Below are 16,449 nucleotides of genomic sequence, written 5' to 3'. Positions count from 1 at the left end.
TCGAAAAACAAAAAAAAGGACATCGACATTGTAGTTTGTCGACGTCCTGAAAGCAAGGATAAAATATCCTTGCTTTCTTTTAGTAGACTTTAAAACCACGTCCAAGAGCTGAAAAATTAGTATATATTACATTAGAGTTGATATTAAAAGCCTCACTATCTGATGGGGTTGAGAATGATATTAATGCATGAGATGATTTTCTTTTTAGTGTATCAACATTGAGTTTTAAATTATAAATAAATTCTATAGTTTCATTTGGGGCAACTGATGAAATAGTAGCAGTAACTGTATTGCTAGAAATACTAAGTGAGCCATCTGTGAATGGTTCAAAATCTATAAAATCTACTTCAATTGGAAAGGTATCTGTTATTACAATATTAGTTAAAGTAGTATCATTAAAATTTTCTAAAATTATTTTATATTGAAATATTTGTTCTTTAACAACGCTGAGTGTTGCGTAAGAAAATGGTGTTTCAAGAGTAACATTTCGTTGTTCTTTTTTTAATTCAAAAATTTCTTCAAGTAAAGTTATAGAGTTACTTGTATGAGTAGCATAGATATCAGTTTCATTTTCAGAAAGCGTATAAGAAACAACAGCATCATTTAAGGCTATTTTTGTTTGGGCAGTACCATTAACCTTTGTTTCTATTAAAAGTTCAGTATAGTAGCCAGTTTGTAGTGAATCTGCACTAATTGTAAGGGTGTTACTTGGTATATTAAAAGAACCTGTTCCTACAAGTAGCCTTACAAATGTTAAGTCAGAATCTAAAATATCAGTTACTTGAATATTATAAGCAGTTGATTTTCCTATATTTTCAAGTCTTATTTTATATAAAACAGTATCATTTAAATCTGCAGCAAGTGTAGCTTTTGAAAATAGTGTGTTTTTAGTATAATTTCTCTGGTATTTATTAATTTCTAATTCTGGTGCAAAAACTAATAGATTGCTAGTATCATCTATAGAGTCTGTTGATGAGGTAGCAATATCATTTGACCATTTGATTGTTGAAGTTTTTTCAAAGTTTTCTTCATAATCTATTGGTGTTATATCATATATAGCATCATTATAGGTTAGAGTATAATTTTTGCTAGAAGCGGTGGTGTCAAGTGTTTGAACTAGTGGAACAATTAAGTTTCCATTTGAAATAGAAGAACTTACAGGACTACCATCTAAAAGTATGTTTTCAATTCTAGAACTATCACTAGTTACAAGTTCATCATTAATTTCTACGTTATAAGCTAGCAGGCCTCGTGGGATTGATACAATAGTTTTATTTAAAAAATTTTCTCCTGCATCAACTATAGGGGATATAAATTCTTTTGTTATACTTGGACCACAAGCTAGGATATTTTGATTTTTAACAATTTCATCACCTTCATAATTAAATGAAGAGTCAGTTTCTTGGGAGGTACCTCTATTCATAGTACTTTTTATTTTATAACTCTCATTCATAATAGGAAGAGAAGTAGCTTTGAAAAATATATCAACAGTAATTATTTCATCAGGAGGTAATTTATGAATAATAAAATTTACAGTATTACCTAGGGTCGTAGGATAATCATACCAAGGGGCTGAAGATGATGAAACTTGAACATGTGTAATAGAAAAGATATCGGGAAATATAGTTTCTGATATTAAGTTAAATGCATCGGTAAGATTTGTATGTTTACCTTTTGGAAGATTTTTAATTTTAATTTCATAGTTAAAGTTATTATTGTAGACAACACAGTCAGGACCATTTAGGGTATGAGTATATTTTAAATTTGGACTTCCAAAAGTTATTGCAGCAAGGTCTCTTATACTAGTTGAAATATTATTGCTATCATCAAGTGAGATTTTAGCTAAATTATTAGCTGTTTTAGAAGTTTCTGATTCTGTAACTTCTATTATAAAATCTATTTCAAAGTAAGTTCCACCAGATATATCCCCAAGATTTATCATTAATCCATTATCAGAAATAAGTTCAAAAGCAGCGGTAGTTGGAAAATTTCCAGTTGTTGTATATGAAGGGATTGATGTCATTATCATATTCAGTGGTGGATATTCAAATAAAAATACATTTTTTTGAGTTGCATCAATAGTTGAAGCATCATAAACTACATTGAATTTTATAAAATCTCCAACAGTAGCAGAGTCTGTAGATTTATTTGTTAGATCTTCATAGTAATAGTTACTAACTTCTTTAGACATGGAAGGCATTGGAATTGTAACAGTTTTACTAGCAGAATCGGTTAATAAATTCCCTGAAGTAGGATGAACAAAAGTACTATTTAAACGACTTGTAAAAGTATCACCACATACTGTCTGAGAGGAATCGAAATATTGAGTATCTGTAGAGAGTGAAAATGAAATAGAATCAGTTGAACCACTGCTAATATTTCCTAAGTCCCAAGTTATAGAAGTTGTACCATCACCATTATTTATAAGTGAATCTATATTAGGAGTACTTTCAACAAAGGTTAATCCATCAGGAATTAAATTTGTTAGTAAAAAGGTATTTACACCAATATAAGGACTTACTGTGTAAGTAATATTGAACTGATTTACAATATTCCAGTCAGTAAATGGTGATGCTAGTGTTTTGGTGAAAAATAATATTAATGCTTCCATTAATAAATAAGCATACTGATATTGACCCTGTGATTCAAGTGAAATTTCAGATTGAAGAGGTTGACCATGCAAGATTTCAGAACCAGAGTTTTCAATACCATTCTCTGTTAAGTTATTCCAAATTGAAGATTTAAAAGAAATTTCATTTGATGAACCAGCCTGCAGATTAATATTAGGAATATTTATGTTAGTAAAATTTTGACCAATACTAGGTGGACCAATATTAGGATTATCTAATTTAGATGAATCAGGACCAGAGGGATTCCAGTCTCCAACATATCTGATACCATTAGCAAGGTTTAAGTTTAAATTAAGATTAGAGGATTCTCTAGTGTTATTCTCAATTTTTATAGTTGGGCTAAATATATGATCACCACTAGTTGAGGTATCAGAAGTTTCACCAGCACCTTTTAAGTATTTAGTAGGACCAATAAATATAACAGAATACCTATAGGCAGTTGCAGAAGCAAAGCTAGACGATGATATATTTTGATTGCCAATATCAAGATTGCCACGAGGTTTAGTATCAGCACTTGCAGAAAAAAGAAGACCTGATATTACACTCATAAAATCAACTGGTATATTTTCATCTGATCTTAGATATTCATCAATTTGAATTTCTATAGCAACTGAGTAGTTAAGCTCATTAGAGTATAAATCTTTTAGACCAACAAACTTTATAATATTATTAAAATTATCATCTATCTCAGAAGATGTTGCTGTATGAGATGAACTGATATATGAAACCCCATCAGGTAATGTTATTTCAAGTCCTAGATTATATAAACTATCAGTCAATGAATTATTACTAAATAGAATAGAGAGAGTAGTTGGTTTACCAATAACAGACTCTATTGTGCCAGATAATCCAGAAAAATTTAATGCGATAGTAAAATCGCCAGGTTGTATAGGCAAAAAAATCACTCCTAAAAATTTATCGTTATAGAATATTTTATGATAAATTTCTAAGAGTAACACCTTTTTATATAATTTTATTTATATCTATATTTCAACACTTCGTATAGTTTGTAAATAGCATGAGAATTAGATAGTGAGAATGAATTGAAAGCATCAATATATTCAACATCACTAGCAGGAAGTAAATCTAAGCAAGTGCTAGATATATCAGAAATAGTTGGTGGCACACCATGAAAGTTTTTAAATCTGATTCTATAAAGACTCATTGATGAAATAATTGGCTTCTTTATAAGTGGCATACCAAGTTTTTTTAAATTACTATTAATAAATAGGTCAACTGATTTTGAGTTAAAAGATACCAATTGATAGTCATCTATAAAGTCCATTAGTGATGGAAGTAACATATCTATAGTTGGTTGGTTTTCAATATCGCTATTTGTTATACCAGTTACGGAGGTTACAGCAAGTTTTATAGATTTTATAGGGTTAACTAATGTATAAAATTCACTTATTATTTTACCATAAGAAATTTTAGTTGCAGAAATTTCAATTATATCGCTATTTTTAGGTGCAAGACCAGTAGTTTGAACAAAAATAGATATATAGTTAAAAAAGTCAAATAATTCATGTTCTTTCTTTTTACTTCTAATACAGAGTGTGTTTTTAGCATTATCTAAAGATGTTTTAATATTAACACCATCAATTTCAGTTAAAGAATTTTCATTTAATATTGGTAAAAGTTCCTTTTTTATATGGAAATAATTTTCTGCTATATCATCAAGTGTAGCATTAGGACTATCTAATTTACTTATAAGCAAAGAACATTTCTTTTTTAAATTATTTATAATGAATGTGTCCTTAATACTTTGTGTTTCAGCTAAGATGGTATTACTAAAGTTACTATTTAAATCATTTTCAATTCTGCTTATTAGTTCTTTTTTATTATTATTTGATTGTAAGTTTAAATTAAGTGTAGTTGGTTGTTTTTTTAATGTAGTAGTATTTCCAAGTTTTAATGTCAAACCTCCATTATTTTTTTTATCAACTGAAATATCTATAACATCATTTAGATTTTCCTTTTCATTTAAAGGTTGAATCAAATTTCGTATTTTAGTTATAGGAATACTATAAGTTACCTTTTCAGCTTCTTCAATATTCTCAGTAACTGAAATAGTAGCAGGTGTTGGAGCAAGTTTTAATTTTATTTGGTTAGTTGGTTTGATATTTAATTTAATGGCTGAAGCAGTTTGAACAAGTGGTAGGGGGGATGCAGGAAGTATATTTTCCAATGGATTAGGGTGCTGAACAGGCTCATCAGCAGATATATTTGTTAAGGTAGGTTGGACTGGTACAACCTCTATGTTCGTTTCAATATTTTTAGTAATGTTTAAATTTTCTAGTGTTACAACTTTTGGAATGCTAGGTTTAACTTTATCTTCATTTTCTGATATTGATTTTAATAAGCTTTTGCAATTTTCGATAGAGAGTGATGATGGTATTCCATCGAAAGTTTTAGCCTTAGACATAAGCATATTTAAATCTGAGATAACAGAACTTTTATCATTAGGACTTAATGCAATTTTTTGAAGTATAGATGTATAATCATTTTCGAGTTTTTCTAAATTTGATTTACAACTATCACATATTCCATTTGTGAGCTTTAAGAATAAGCCTTTTTCGGAGCAAAGGTTACATTTTTTTAATAGTGCCATTATAAAATCTCCTTAAAAATTATTTATGTTATTAATATATTGTTTTTTTATAGGAAAAATGATGATTTTTAGAATAAGAATAATATGTTTTAGTATTAAAATAAGAATAATGATAAATTTTTTTTAATAACTATAGTTAAGGTGTAATTAAAAGGGTTAGGAGGTTTTTTTATGAAAACTAAAATAGGCATAGATTTAGGGACAAGTACTTGTGAAATATCTTATCTAGAGAATGGCGAGGCTAAAATTATTAAAAATCTACAAGAGGGTGAAAGTAGTATAATACCAAGTGCAATTTTATTTGATAATGCTAATAATTTTAAAGTTGGGAACATAGCAAAGAAAAAAGTTATTTTGAATCCTAATTTAGTAGTTGAAAATATAAAGGGATTAATGGGGACAAAAACATTAATAGAACTTGGTGATGAGAGTTATACACCAGAGTTTATTTCAGCTATTTTAGCAAAGCGTTTAAAGGAAATTGCTGAGTTTAGTATGAATGAAAAAATAGAAGATGTAATTGTTACAGTACCAGCTAAGTTTGATTCGTTGCAAAGAAAAGCAACAAGGGATGCATTAATTATAGCTGGTTTTAACAATGTTGATATTATAAATGAACCAACAGCAGCTGCTATTGCATATGGAGTTGTTAATTTAACTAAAAAAGAAAAAGTATTAGTATATGACCTTGGTGGTGGAACTTTTGATGTAAGTATATTAGAAATTGAAAATAATAATTATAAAGTGTTAGCAAGTGAAGGTGATATGAATCATGGTGGAAATGCGATAAATAAAATACTTTTTGATACAATAGTAAATTTATTTGAGAGTTCCGTTGGTACTAAGTTAGATGCTACTAATAAACGATTGATAACAGAATTAAATATAGCAATTGAAGAGGCTAAGCAGGGTTTATCATTTGAAACAGTCGCAAGTATAGTAGTGCCTAATATTGCATTTGATTCACAAGGTAGCAATATGGATTTGAATTTAGACCTTAGTCGTGATGATTTTGAATATCTTATAGATGATTTTATAGATAATACATTAGGGATTGTAGATAAAACATTACAGTCAGTAAGTATTAGCAATAATGATATTGATAAAGTTATATTAGTAGGAGGATCTACTAGAATGCCTCTTATAAGAAAAAAAGTAAATGAAAAGTTTAGTGGGAAGGTTTTAAATGGAGTTAACCCTGATGAATTAGTGGCAAAAGGGGCGATACTCAGTACACTAAATGATAATAAAGATGAATTGAGTAGCATAAGTGAGATTATCAATAATGATATAGGGGTAGAAATACTTAATGGACAATTTGATAAGATAGTAGCTAAGGGAACAACACTTCCAGTAAGAATAAAAAAATCATATAAAACTGTTGAAGATAATCAGGAGATAGCAGAAATTAAAATATATGAGGGACAAGAATCTGATATTAAGGCAAATAAGTTTATTTCATCTTTTGATATTGATAATATACCAAAGGATAATAAAGGGATTCAACATATAGATTTAATATTTACTTGTAATTTAGATGGGGTGTTACTTGCAGAGTCTAAAATAATAAGTAATCTTAAGGAAGTAAAAAGAAATATATCTTTAAAAGGGTTAGAAGATAAAGACATAGAGCTCTTTAAAAATAAGATAAGTAAAATAAATGTTTTTAATGGTATTAATGGGGATGAGTATACAAAAGAAGAATTGGAGGAAGAACGTAAAAAAGCTAGAATAATAGAAGAAAAAAGAGTAGAGGCGCAAAGAAAAGAAGCGGAAAGGATAAAGGCTGAACAGTTAGCGGCAGTAGAGAGAGAACAGGAAAGGGTTAGATTAGAACAAGAGCAAAGATTAAAAGAAAATGCAGAAAGAGAAAGGATTGAAAAGGGAAGGCTTGAAGAGGAAAGAAGAACCATCTTAGCAAAAGAACAGGAAGAGAAAAAAATTAAAGGCCCAACTTTAAAATTAAATATTTCAAACAATTCTGGAAATCAAGTGAAAAATATTGTTGATAAAAGTACTGAAAAAAATAATATTGAATCTGCAGGTTCACCACAAACTAATATGCAAGTACAAAGTATAGCATCAGTAGCAGAAGTAGTGGATGCAAGTGAGCTTATAGAAGAGTATGATCCATCAAGAGATGGTGAGATATATAATGATATAGCAACCCTTATGGAGTATTATAAGAGAGTTTCTCCAGATCTTGATAATGAGACTAAAGAAAAAGCACAGGAACTTGTTGGTGATTTAGTTGGATTAGTTAAAAAAGATAAGTTTAGGGAAGCTAGAACAAAAGAAAATGAAATAATTCAATTAATATATATAGGGTAGTATTTTTAATGAAATTTTACTTGAAATAGAAAATTATTGAAATTGTCTTATTAAAATTAGATATATACTAGGCGTACTGATATTAGTATGCCTTTTGTTATTTAAAAACTCTTAATTAATAATGTATGGATACATTTGATAAGTAGAATACTTAGTAGTAGTATTAATTTATTGCTCTTTAGGAGGGTTAAAGATGAATTATGAAAATAAAAGAAGTGTGAATAGTGATGGCGTAAGAGGATTAATAATTACTGCTCTTATGATAGCCTTAATATTTATAGGTGGTAATTTGATAAAAATACCTACACAACATGGAATGATACAATTTGGAGATTGTATGGTATTTGTAGCGGCTACTGTGCTAGATAGAAAGAAAGCATTTATAGCAGGAGCTATAGGGATGTCACTTGTTGATATATCAGCAGGTTATCTTATATGGGTTCCATTTACATTTATAATAAAAGGTCTAATGGCATATGTTGCAAGTATATTAGCTAGTAAAGCTAAAAGCAAGATTTCTTATATAAGCGCATTTATAGCTGGTGGAATTGTTGATTTAGTTGGATACTTTATAGCGAATGCACTAATGGGTGGTGTAATACTTAAGGTAGTAAGTGGATTTAAAGCAAGTATAATATATGCAGCATTGCATTTTGGTGGAGATTTAATTCCAATAATTGTAGCTGTAGTAATTGGAGTTCCCCTAGCTATGGTTGTGAAAAAAATAATTAAGTAATATGATTTTAAAATGTTAATTTGTAGAAACCTTTTATTGATATAATAAAATGTAATATATATCAAATAGGAGGATGTAATGAAAAATAGCAATAATAAACCTATTAGCGTTAAGCTTCCTTTTAAAAAAAGACCAATAAAAGGAAGCTTATTTTACTTAATAGCTATAATATTACTTGCATTAATAGTTGGATTTGGATTTTATAAATATTTATATAGTTCTTATATAGCATTTTTAGCTATTCCAGTAATAATATTAGCAGGTATTTTTATTAATTTAAGAGGAATAATAAATATATTAGATTTTATTTTGAATCAATATATCGTAACAATAGCAGTATGTACTAATGTTAATTATAAGTATGATGAGAAGAAAAATATTAATGAAAAATATTCAGAAATTGAATTTAAAGATTATAAAAATAATGAAATATTTAAGTATAGGTTCCGCTATAAGGCGAATTTTAATAAAGGTACAGTCTATAAAATAACAAGAGGACGACTATCTAATACATATGTATCAGTTTTAAGGTAAAAAAAGGAATAATATTATAAGATTTAATAATAAACTACTCATTTTACAATAAATTATAAATTTTATTTGAAATAAGGTTTTAATTATTCCAATATTCACTTATAATTGTTATGTTAGTAAAAAATAAATCTATATTTTAGCACTTAGATAATTTAAAGAAAAGAGGTATAAGTATGGCTAATATAAGAGTATTTAATAAAAAAGTTTCATTTGAAGGTTTACACTTAGTTGGTGTAATAGAAAGATATTTAGAAACTGAGAATATAGCAATAGAGTTATATGATGAGTATGGTGAGTTCTATAAATTAGTAACACTTGACTCAAAGTCAAAACTTCCAAAAACTAATAATGCAATAATCAATGATAAAAAAGATTGTGCAGGAATATTAGATGCATTAAAAGGCATAGATATGGTTAAAGTAGTTGGAAAGACAGATGTTAATTTAAGAATGTATGACTTAGTGTTAGTTAACACTAGAGCTTTTAAAGAAATAGATGAAGATTTATTCTTAGAGTTTGCTAAAAGTACATCAGGAGATTTTAGCCAATTCTTAGCTAAAATGGAAGAAGAAGAAGAAGAAGAAGAAGAAGAAGAAGAAGAAGAAGAAGAAGTTGTTGTAGAAGAAACAGAAACAACTACAGAAGAAGTAATAGCTGAATAGTTTATTGCAAAAAAACACCTTAGTTTTAAGTTAAGACTAAGGTGTTTTTTATTATGTTCAATTAATTATTAATTTATAATGTAGCAAAAGTTAGAACTCTCTGATTAATATAAGCGCCAATTAGGGCAAAGATTATAAAAAGTGCAATTACTATAAATTTAAGTAATTTATGTTGGTTATCAATTGATTTATATAAACCTTCAACTATTGCAGACATAAGTATAAGTGGAAGTAATGCCGCATTTTTTAAGATTGAATAAATAAATGGGCTAAATAGATTAAAAGAAGCTATAGCACTTACTAAAACGCTTATTGAGAAAAATATTATGCCAAGACATATCATTGCAGTAATATTTTTTTTGTATATAATAGTTTTCATGAAATGAATCACTCCTTATTTTTTTTCTAAACATGAATTAGTATATCAAAGAAAGGTGTCGAAAAAATTTCAAAAATATTTGAATTATAAATAAAAATGAAGTATAAATAAAACGTAAGATTAATTTTGTGAAAGATAGTTTAGGAGATAGATATGCCAAGATTTAAAAAAATTTATATAGAAACAACAAATATATGTAACCTAAGTTGCAATTTTTGTCCAAAGACAAAAAGGAAACTTGAAAATATGACACTTGAAAATTTTAAAATAATTTTAGATAAAGTAAGACCATTTACAGATTATATATATCTGCATTTAATGGGAGAGCCACTTTTAAATAAGCACCTTGGTGAATTTTTAGAAGCAGCAAAGACTAGAGGGTTCAAGATAAATATAACTACAAATGGAACATTACTTAAGACAAATGGTAAAGCTATAATAGAGAGTAATGCCGTAAGACAAATAAATATATCACTTCATAGCTTTGAGGCAAATAAAGAGGTTGATTTTTATAAATACATAAATGAAATAACTGATTTTGTTAATGAAGCTAATGAAAGAACAGATACTATATGTGCATTAAGATTGTGGAATATGGATTCAGAGTATGAAGCAGAAAATAAACTTAATGATGAGATTATGGGGATTTTAGAAAAAAATTTAAATATAGATTTTTCTTTAGAAGAACATTTTAAGCTTAAGCCTAATGCAAAAGTACGAGATAGAGTTTACATAATGACTGCGGAGAAGTTTAAGTGGCCTGTTATGGGAGGACTTCCTGCATCAGAGAGAAGTTTCTGTTATGGACTTCGTACTCAACTTGGAATTTTAGTTGATGGGACAGTAGTACCATGTTGTATTGATAGTGATGGAAATATTCCTCTTGGAAATATATTTGAAGAGGATTTAGAAACAATTATTACAACAGATAGAGCAAAAGCTATTTATGAGGGATTCTCATGTGGAAAAGCAGTAGAAGACCTATGTAAGAAGTGTGGCTTTACAGACAGAACTAAATAATAAAGAAGGCAATATTACAAGGTGAGTAATATTGCCTTTTTGTTAAAATTTTAAAAACAGTTTTAATTAAATTTAATTTTTTTTGACTATGAGATGATATAATAAAGTATAGACAGAAATGATTGGAGGCGCTTTTTATGGGTAGATTAGGAAAAGGTATTAGAATATCATCAGATTTATTAGGAAAAGTTACAGAAGTAGGAGCTAGAGGAGCTGGAAAAGTAGTTTCATCAGTTGCTAAAAAAAGAGGAAATGAAGAGTTTGCAAATAAAGCAAAGTATATAAGTGAAAAAATTGCTGGAAGTGCAGAAAAGTATAGTGATAAAATAGGCGATAAGCTTGGTGATTTAGCTCAAGTTGCTTTAGATAAAGGTTTAGATAAAGCTGGGGATTTAAAAGAAGTTGTAAAAGATAAGGCAACTTCTTTAAAAGATAAAGCGAATGAGAAAAAAGATGGCAAAAAGAAAGGCGATCATTTTATAACAGTTGATAGTTACAAAATAGATTGAAATAATGAGAGTCAAAGGGAACTATATTACTAGAAAACAATACTTTGAAAATATTAGAAAAAATGTAGCATAAAGAGAAACTTAATATTATTAAGAGTGGAGGCAGGACTGGCCCTGTGATTCCTAGCAGCCTACATATAATGTGTGTGGTGTTAATTCCTGCAAAGAATTTAATTAGAATAGAAAATATAGAAGATTTATTAAATGATTTGAAAAATATATTGGAGGATTAAAATATGGAAATAGGAAGTAAATTTGTAGATGGTGAAAATCTAATAGATAAAAAAACAGGTGCAGTTAATGTGCCAATTTATCAAAGTTCAACTTTTCATCAGTTTGATATAAATAATTTTGGTGAATATGATTATTCAAGATCGGGAAATCCAACAAGAGATGGTGTGGAGTCAGTTTTAGCTAGAATTGAAAGTGGAAAATATGGATATGCTTTTTCATCAGGGATGGCAGCTATATGCTCAGTGCTTAGTATTTTTGAAAGTGGGGACCATATAGTTGTTGCAGCAGATGTTTATGGTGGGACATATAGAGCTGTTACAGAATTCTTTTCAAGATACAATATAGAATTTACTTTTGTAGATACATCAGATATACAAGCTATCAGAAGTGCTGTAAAAGAGAATACAAAGGCGTTATACCTTGAAACACCATCAAATCCATTATTAAAAGTGACTGATTTGAATGCTTGTGTAGAAATTGCAAAGGATAAAAATATTATAACTATTGTAGATAATACATTTATGTCACCATATCTTCAAAGACCATTAGAACTTGGGATTGATATAGTTGTACATAGTGCAACTAAGTTCTTAGGAGGTCATAGTGACATTATAGCCGGAGTTGCAGTTACAAATGATATAGATATTGCAAAAAGAATAAAAGTTGTTCAAAATTCATTTGGAGCGATTCTTGGACCACAAGATTGTTTTTTACTACTTCGAGGCATTAAAACATTAAAAGTTAGAATGGAAGAATCACAAAAAAATGCTATAAAACTTGCAAGTTGGCTTAGTGATAATGAATATGTAGAAAAAGTTTATTATCCAGGTCTTGAAGAGAGTGATGGGTATAAAATAAATAGAAAACAAGCAGATGGACCAGGGGCAGTTTTATCATTTGAATTTAAAACCTTAGAAAAAACAGAAGAGTTTTTAAATAATGTTAAAGGTGTAGTTGTAGCAGTAAGTCTTGGTGGAGTAGAAACTATAGTATCGTATCCTGCTAGGATGAGCCATGCAGCTATCCCAAAAGAAGAAAGAGAAAAGCTTGGTATAAAGGATACTCTTGTTAGAGTGTCACTTGGGCTTGAAGATATTGAGGATTTGATTAATAACTTCAATAAAGCTATTAATAATTAATTAGCCTTTTTAAAATTTAGTATATATTTACGAGATAGTAGAGAAATCTACTATCTTTTTTTATAGATTTTAAAATTAAGTAACTCATTTTACATAACATTAATAAGATAGAGTATATATTGAAAAAAAGTAGGTGATAATTTGTTAGAATATATTTTAGCTAAAATCATAAGTGATGAACACTTAAAACAGGCAGAATTTATAGTTGTTACAAAAGATTCAAGAAGAATTATTGGGAAAATAGTATCTGTATCAAATGGATTTTTGATTATAGAAGCAAATTTTAGTGGGCATGAAATCAATGAGTTTGTAATAATTGATAAAATAAGTGCAATAGAATTAGTTAGGAAATTTAGTGGAGAGGAATATGAACTCATAAATAAAAGAATAGAAAAGTATCTTGAAGAGTTTGAAGCATTTAATCAGGGGTCAAATAGTGTTGCAAGTTTAATCGAATGTATAGGTAGCACAGAAAAAGATTGTATATTTAGTAAGTATTTTTTAGATGGAAATCATAATGCTGACATAAAAGTTGAAGAGTACAAACTTATAGTAAATGAAGTGAGCATATTTAGTTTGTTTTTAGATGAAAGTTTTAATATGTTGCTTTTAAATAATGAAGCGGTAAATGCTATAGCAATTCCAGAAGTGTGTTTAAAAGAAGAAAGTAATAAGTTTGGAGATTTTAGATATATAAAATTTTGAAATTAAATAATAATTAAAAGGATAAGAAGTTTGTATTTCTTATTCTTTAATTATTTCGGAGCTAGTATAGTTGTTATCTAATATTAATTAAAGAATAAGATTGAACTACCTTAGGCATAAAGCCATAAGGATTTTTTTGGATAAATATAAAATTAATGTTAAATATATGAAATTAAATTGACTTTAAATTATATTATTATGAAAATTATAGTTATTATAGTTATTAAATGCTACCTTTATTTAAATACATAATTTTCCAAAGTAGATAAGGGAGAGAGTGATGAATAGAGAAAAAGTAGGAAGACTATTTTGCTATTTGACCAGTAAGTTATTTTTATTTTTTATATATACAATATTATTTATTTTTTATATAGGAGTAACTGTTTTTTTGAATTTTAAAGTTATAAATATTTTGACAACTATTATAATTGGAATTTTATCAGTTTTAACTATTAGGGAGTGCATAAAAGGTATAAAAACTTTAAAAAATAAAAAACGTCCTAAAATTTATTTTTTTAGTTTAAATTTTTTTAGCTTACTTATATTTTTATGTATACCTATTGCTATAAGTGATATATATATGGCGCAAAATAAAGATTTAAAGCTTTTTGAAGTTATACTTAATGAGGAAAGTCTGGAACTTTTAGAAGGACTTGATAGTTATGAATATCAAGATGTAAGTCTTTATCATGATAACTTAGATAGTAATACATTAAAAGGTATAGAAAAATGTATAGATGCTGCAATGCAGAGAATTCCTGATATATATACTAATATAGAACACACAAACCTTACATTTATTCTACATTCAGATTCAGCTGAGTTTGAGACTATAAATTCTGGTGGGGATATTCAAGGCTTTTTTAATTTTATTGATAAGACTTTAAATATGCCATTCTTGAAAGATTCTGTAATAGACGAAGAATTTGAAAATATATTTAAACATGAATATAATCATTTTCTAATTGATAAGATTAGAATGGAAAATGATATAGATGAAAATACAATTCCACTTTGGTTTGAAGAAGGTGTTTCAGAGTTTTATGCATATGGAAATGAATTTGAAAAATTTTTAGATTATGCGTATGAAGAAGAATTTTTAAATATAGCATTTACTTTTGTAGAATATGAAAAGCTTAAAACATCTAAGAATTGGAAGGCAAGGAGTGATAGAGGATATTACCCATATACTCAAAGTTACTATGCTATTTGTAAGCTTGTTAAAAAAAATGGTGCTAAAGCAATTGAAAATATTATAATAAATTCTGCTAAGTTGGGATTTGAGAAATCATTTAAACAAGAAACTAAAATATCACTCAAAGAATTTCTAGATGAATGTAAGAGTAAATTTATAGAAGAATTTGATGTTAAAGTAGAAAATATTATGAATTAAGAGATTAATATAAAAAGCAGGTTCGTTAATTCGAACCTGCTTTTTGTATTAATTTTTATTGGAATTTACCATTGACCAGGATAAGCAACTACATAAATAGTTATATTTCTTCTTCCCCAGTTTGTACACTCTTGTGCAGAGTTAAGGTATAAATCAATTATATTTCCTTTGATAGCACCACCAGTATCAGATGCAATTGCATAACCATATCCTGGAATGAATACTTTTGAACCAAGAGGTATAACTCTTGGGTCAACAGCAATTGTACTAATTCCACTCGGATTTCTTACCGGTTTTAAGCCCATTGCTGTAATTGTTCCACCTGAATAAGCTGTAGCTTCAACATGTAAAACTTGTTTATAGTTTTCAGTTGGACTACCACTACCACCAGCAGAGCCTGTATTAGAATTATCGCTAGGCTTAGTTGGTACAGGTTTAGTTGGCGTAGGTTTAGCAGGCGTAGTAGTTGGTGGTTTTGGCTTATTAGCTTCTGCCTGTTCTTGTTCTTGTTCTTGTTCTTGTTCTTGTTCTTGTTTTTTTTGTTCTGCTAATTGTTGCAGTTTTTCTTCTTCTTGTTTTTGCTTTATAGAATTTATAGATCCGTTAGCAGTTGCTATAGCTTCTTGTGCTTTGTTTTGAACAGTAGCAATACTTAATTGAGGTAAAATACCTTGTAAACTTACTTTAGCATTTTCAAGATCAGCTAAAGTTGAGCTTGATGAATTAATTATGTTAACTGAATAAGCGATTAATTCAGTTTCATTTGCCTCAATAGTTGATAAGACTTCTGTTTTTTGTGCATTTAATTGAGCTATAGATGTTTCTTGCTCTTTTTTCTTCTGATTTAGGTCAGTTATATTTTTTTTTGTAGATTCTTGTAACTCTGTAAGTGAAGTCTCTTTTTGATTAAGAGAGGCTATATCACTATCAAGAGCCTTTTTACTATCAAGTAATGAGCTAATCATATTATCATCTAAAGAAATGATTCGACTAAAAGCATTTAATCTTGATAAAAAATCTCCAAAATTATCTGATGAAAGTAAAAAAGCTAGTGGATTAAAGTTAAGTTGACTTTTGTACATAGCACTAAGTCTTACACCTAGAACCTCTTGCTTTTTATTGATTTCTTTTTGAACTGTACTAATTTTCCCTTTAGTAGCATCAATTTGAGTTATCGTGTCTTTCATTTTAATATCATTATCACTAGTCACTTTATTTAAATTTGCAATTTGAGCATTCAAATCAGAAACCTTAGAATTAAGACTTATAATTTGGGTGCTTAACTCTTTATATTTCGCCTTATTCTCAGAAACCTGATTTGTAGGTGAGGCAGAAGCTTGTACACTTACAGCACCAACTAACATAGCAGCAAGAGATAAAGAGAGAATTTTATGTTTCATAGAAAATATACTCCTTTCATTTTTGAATTTATATGGCTAATTTTCATGTGAATCTCCTCGTTGTTTGTCCATTATAACATGATAAATGCACAAATGTATAGTGAGTGAGATTTTTGCATCTAAATGAATACAAAAAAGTTACAGAGAGGAAACGTGTAAAGTTCGT

General features: G+C 28.2%; 13 protein-coding genes and 1 riboswitch. Of the genes, 9 read left to right on the top strand and 4 right to left on the bottom strand.

All coding sequences use genetic code 11. The features are described 5' to 3' along the window. Nucleotides 1–79: 79 nt before the first annotated feature. A complete protein-coding gene (locus Q0V24_RS09010) occupies nucleotides 80–3,526 on the bottom strand; it encodes a hypothetical protein (RefSeq protein ID WP_297520630.1) in 3,447 nt (1,148 codons plus the stop codon). A gap of 77 nt (nucleotides 3,527–3,603) precedes the next feature. Continuing rightward, on the bottom strand, nucleotides 3,604–5,241 hold the full coding sequence (locus Q0V24_RS09005; protein WP_297520628.1) for a 3'-5' exonuclease: 1,638 nt from the start codon (nucleotides 5,239–5,241) through the stop codon (nucleotides 3,604–3,606). Between the two features lie 171 nt (nucleotides 5,242–5,412). Here Q0V24_RS09005 and Q0V24_RS09000 point away from each other — a divergent pair, with 171 nt between their 5' ends. The 4 genes from Q0V24_RS09000 (at nucleotide 5,413) to Q0V24_RS08985 (ending at nucleotide 9,504) form a co-directional block, all read left to right on the top strand. Next, a complete protein-coding gene (locus Q0V24_RS09000; RefSeq protein ID WP_297520626.1) occupies nucleotides 5,413–7,572 on the top strand; it encodes an Hsp70 family protein in 2,160 nt (719 codons plus the stop codon). 193 nt (nucleotides 7,573–7,765) lie between these two features. Next, nucleotides 7,766–8,308 carry an ECF transporter S component gene (locus Q0V24_RS08995; protein ID WP_297520624.1) on the top strand — a complete coding sequence of 181 codons (543 nt, stop codon included), beginning with the start codon at nucleotides 7,766–7,768 and terminating at the stop codon, nucleotides 8,306–8,308. Nucleotides 8,309–8,386: 78 nt separating this feature from the next. Next, nucleotides 8,387–8,842, top strand: a complete 456-nt coding sequence (locus tag Q0V24_RS08990) for a hypothetical protein (protein WP_297520622.1) — start codon at nucleotides 8,387–8,389, stop codon at nucleotides 8,840–8,842. Between the two features lie 173 nt (nucleotides 8,843–9,015). Beyond that, nucleotides 9,016–9,504 carry a hypothetical protein gene (locus tag Q0V24_RS08985; RefSeq protein ID WP_297520620.1) on the top strand — a complete coding sequence of 163 codons (489 nt, stop codon included), beginning with the start codon at nucleotides 9,016–9,018 and terminating at the stop codon, nucleotides 9,502–9,504. Between the two features lie 73 nt (nucleotides 9,505–9,577). On the opposite strand, the gene Q0V24_RS08980 is transcribed toward Q0V24_RS08985, so the two are convergent. Next, nucleotides 9,578–9,883, bottom strand: a complete 306-nt coding sequence (locus Q0V24_RS08980; protein ID WP_297520618.1) for a hypothetical protein — start codon at nucleotides 9,881–9,883, stop codon at nucleotides 9,578–9,580. A 153-nt stretch (nucleotides 9,884–10,036) separates the two neighbouring features. Here Q0V24_RS08980 and Q0V24_RS08975 point away from each other — a divergent pair, with 153 nt between their 5' ends. From Q0V24_RS08975 to Q0V24_RS08955, 5 genes are all read left to right on the top strand, one after another. Next, nucleotides 10,037–10,903 carry a radical SAM/SPASM domain-containing protein gene (locus Q0V24_RS08975; protein ID WP_297520616.1) on the top strand — a complete coding sequence of 289 codons (867 nt, stop codon included), beginning with the start codon at nucleotides 10,037–10,039 and terminating at the stop codon, nucleotides 10,901–10,903. A gap of 137 nt (nucleotides 10,904–11,040) precedes the next feature. Further along, nucleotides 11,041–11,412, top strand: a complete 372-nt coding sequence (locus Q0V24_RS08970) for a hypothetical protein (protein WP_297520614.1) — start codon at nucleotides 11,041–11,043, stop codon at nucleotides 11,410–11,412. A gap of 84 nt (nucleotides 11,413–11,496) precedes the next feature. Beyond that, nucleotides 11,497–11,602, top strand: a riboswitch (SAM riboswitch). A gap of 46 nt (nucleotides 11,603–11,648) precedes the next feature. Beyond that, nucleotides 11,649–12,785, top strand: a complete 1,137-nt coding sequence (locus tag Q0V24_RS08965) for a PLP-dependent aspartate aminotransferase family protein (RefSeq protein ID WP_297520612.1) — start codon at nucleotides 11,649–11,651, stop codon at nucleotides 12,783–12,785. Nucleotides 12,786–12,926: 141 nt separating this feature from the next. Beyond that, nucleotides 12,927–13,490 carry a hypothetical protein gene (locus Q0V24_RS08960; protein WP_297520610.1) on the top strand — a complete coding sequence of 188 codons (564 nt, stop codon included), beginning with the start codon at nucleotides 12,927–12,929 and terminating at the stop codon, nucleotides 13,488–13,490. A gap of 580 nt (nucleotides 13,491–14,070) precedes the next feature. Beyond that, nucleotides 14,071–14,883 carry a hypothetical protein gene (locus Q0V24_RS08955; RefSeq protein WP_297520608.1) on the top strand — a complete coding sequence of 271 codons (813 nt, stop codon included), beginning with the start codon at nucleotides 14,071–14,073 and terminating at the stop codon, nucleotides 14,881–14,883. A 65-nt stretch (nucleotides 14,884–14,948) separates the two neighbouring features. On the opposite strand, the gene Q0V24_RS08950 is transcribed toward Q0V24_RS08955, so the two are convergent. After that, nucleotides 14,949–16,283, bottom strand: a complete 1,335-nt coding sequence (locus tag Q0V24_RS08950) for a 3D domain-containing protein (protein ID WP_297520606.1) — start codon at nucleotides 16,281–16,283, stop codon at nucleotides 14,949–14,951. Between the last annotated feature and the right edge of the window lie 166 nt (nucleotides 16,284–16,449).

The sequence above is a fragment of the uncultured Clostridium sp. genome, from assembly GCF_947039605.1.
Taxonomy (GTDB): Bacteria; Bacillota; Clostridia; order Clostridiales; family Clostridiaceae; genus Sarcina.
The sequence above is the reverse complement of the archived record's forward strand: the minus strand, read 5'-3'. Positions and strand labels throughout refer to the sequence as shown.

Excerpts from the sequence above, each read along its gene's own strand:
- Q0V24_RS08950 (WP_297520606.1), bottom strand. The coding sequence starts at position 16,283 with ATGAAACATAAAATTCTCTCTTTATCTCTTGCTGCTATGTTAGTTGGT.
- Q0V24_RS08990 (WP_297520622.1), top strand. The coding sequence starts at position 8,387 with ATGAAAAATAGCAATAATAAACCTATTAGCGTTAAGCTTCCTTTTAAA.
- Q0V24_RS09000 (WP_297520626.1), top strand. The coding sequence starts at position 5,413 with ATGAAAACTAAAATAGGCATAGATTTAGGGACAAGTACTTGTGAAATA.
- Q0V24_RS09005 (WP_297520628.1), bottom strand. The coding sequence starts at position 5,241 with ATGGCACTATTAAAAAAATGTAACCTTTGCTCCGAAAAAGGCTTATTC.
- Q0V24_RS08985 (WP_297520620.1), top strand. The coding sequence starts at position 9,016 with ATGGCTAATATAAGAGTATTTAATAAAAAAGTTTCATTTGAAGGTTTA.
- Q0V24_RS08965 (WP_297520612.1), top strand. The coding sequence starts at position 11,649 with ATGGAAATAGGAAGTAAATTTGTAGATGGTGAAAATCTAATAGATAAA.
- Q0V24_RS08975 (WP_297520616.1), top strand. The coding sequence starts at position 10,037 with ATGCCAAGATTTAAAAAAATTTATATAGAAACAACAAATATATGTAAC.
- Q0V24_RS08995 (WP_297520624.1), top strand. The coding sequence starts at position 7,766 with ATGAATTATGAAAATAAAAGAAGTGTGAATAGTGATGGCGTAAGAGGA.
- Q0V24_RS08980 (WP_297520618.1), bottom strand. The coding sequence starts at position 9,883 with ATGAAAACTATTATATACAAAAAAAATATTACTGCAATGATATGTCTT.
- Q0V24_RS08970 (WP_297520614.1), top strand. The coding sequence starts at position 11,041 with ATGGGTAGATTAGGAAAAGGTATTAGAATATCATCAGATTTATTAGGA.
- Q0V24_RS08955 (WP_297520608.1), top strand. The coding sequence starts at position 14,071 with ATGGCGCAAAATAAAGATTTAAAGCTTTTTGAAGTTATACTTAATGAG.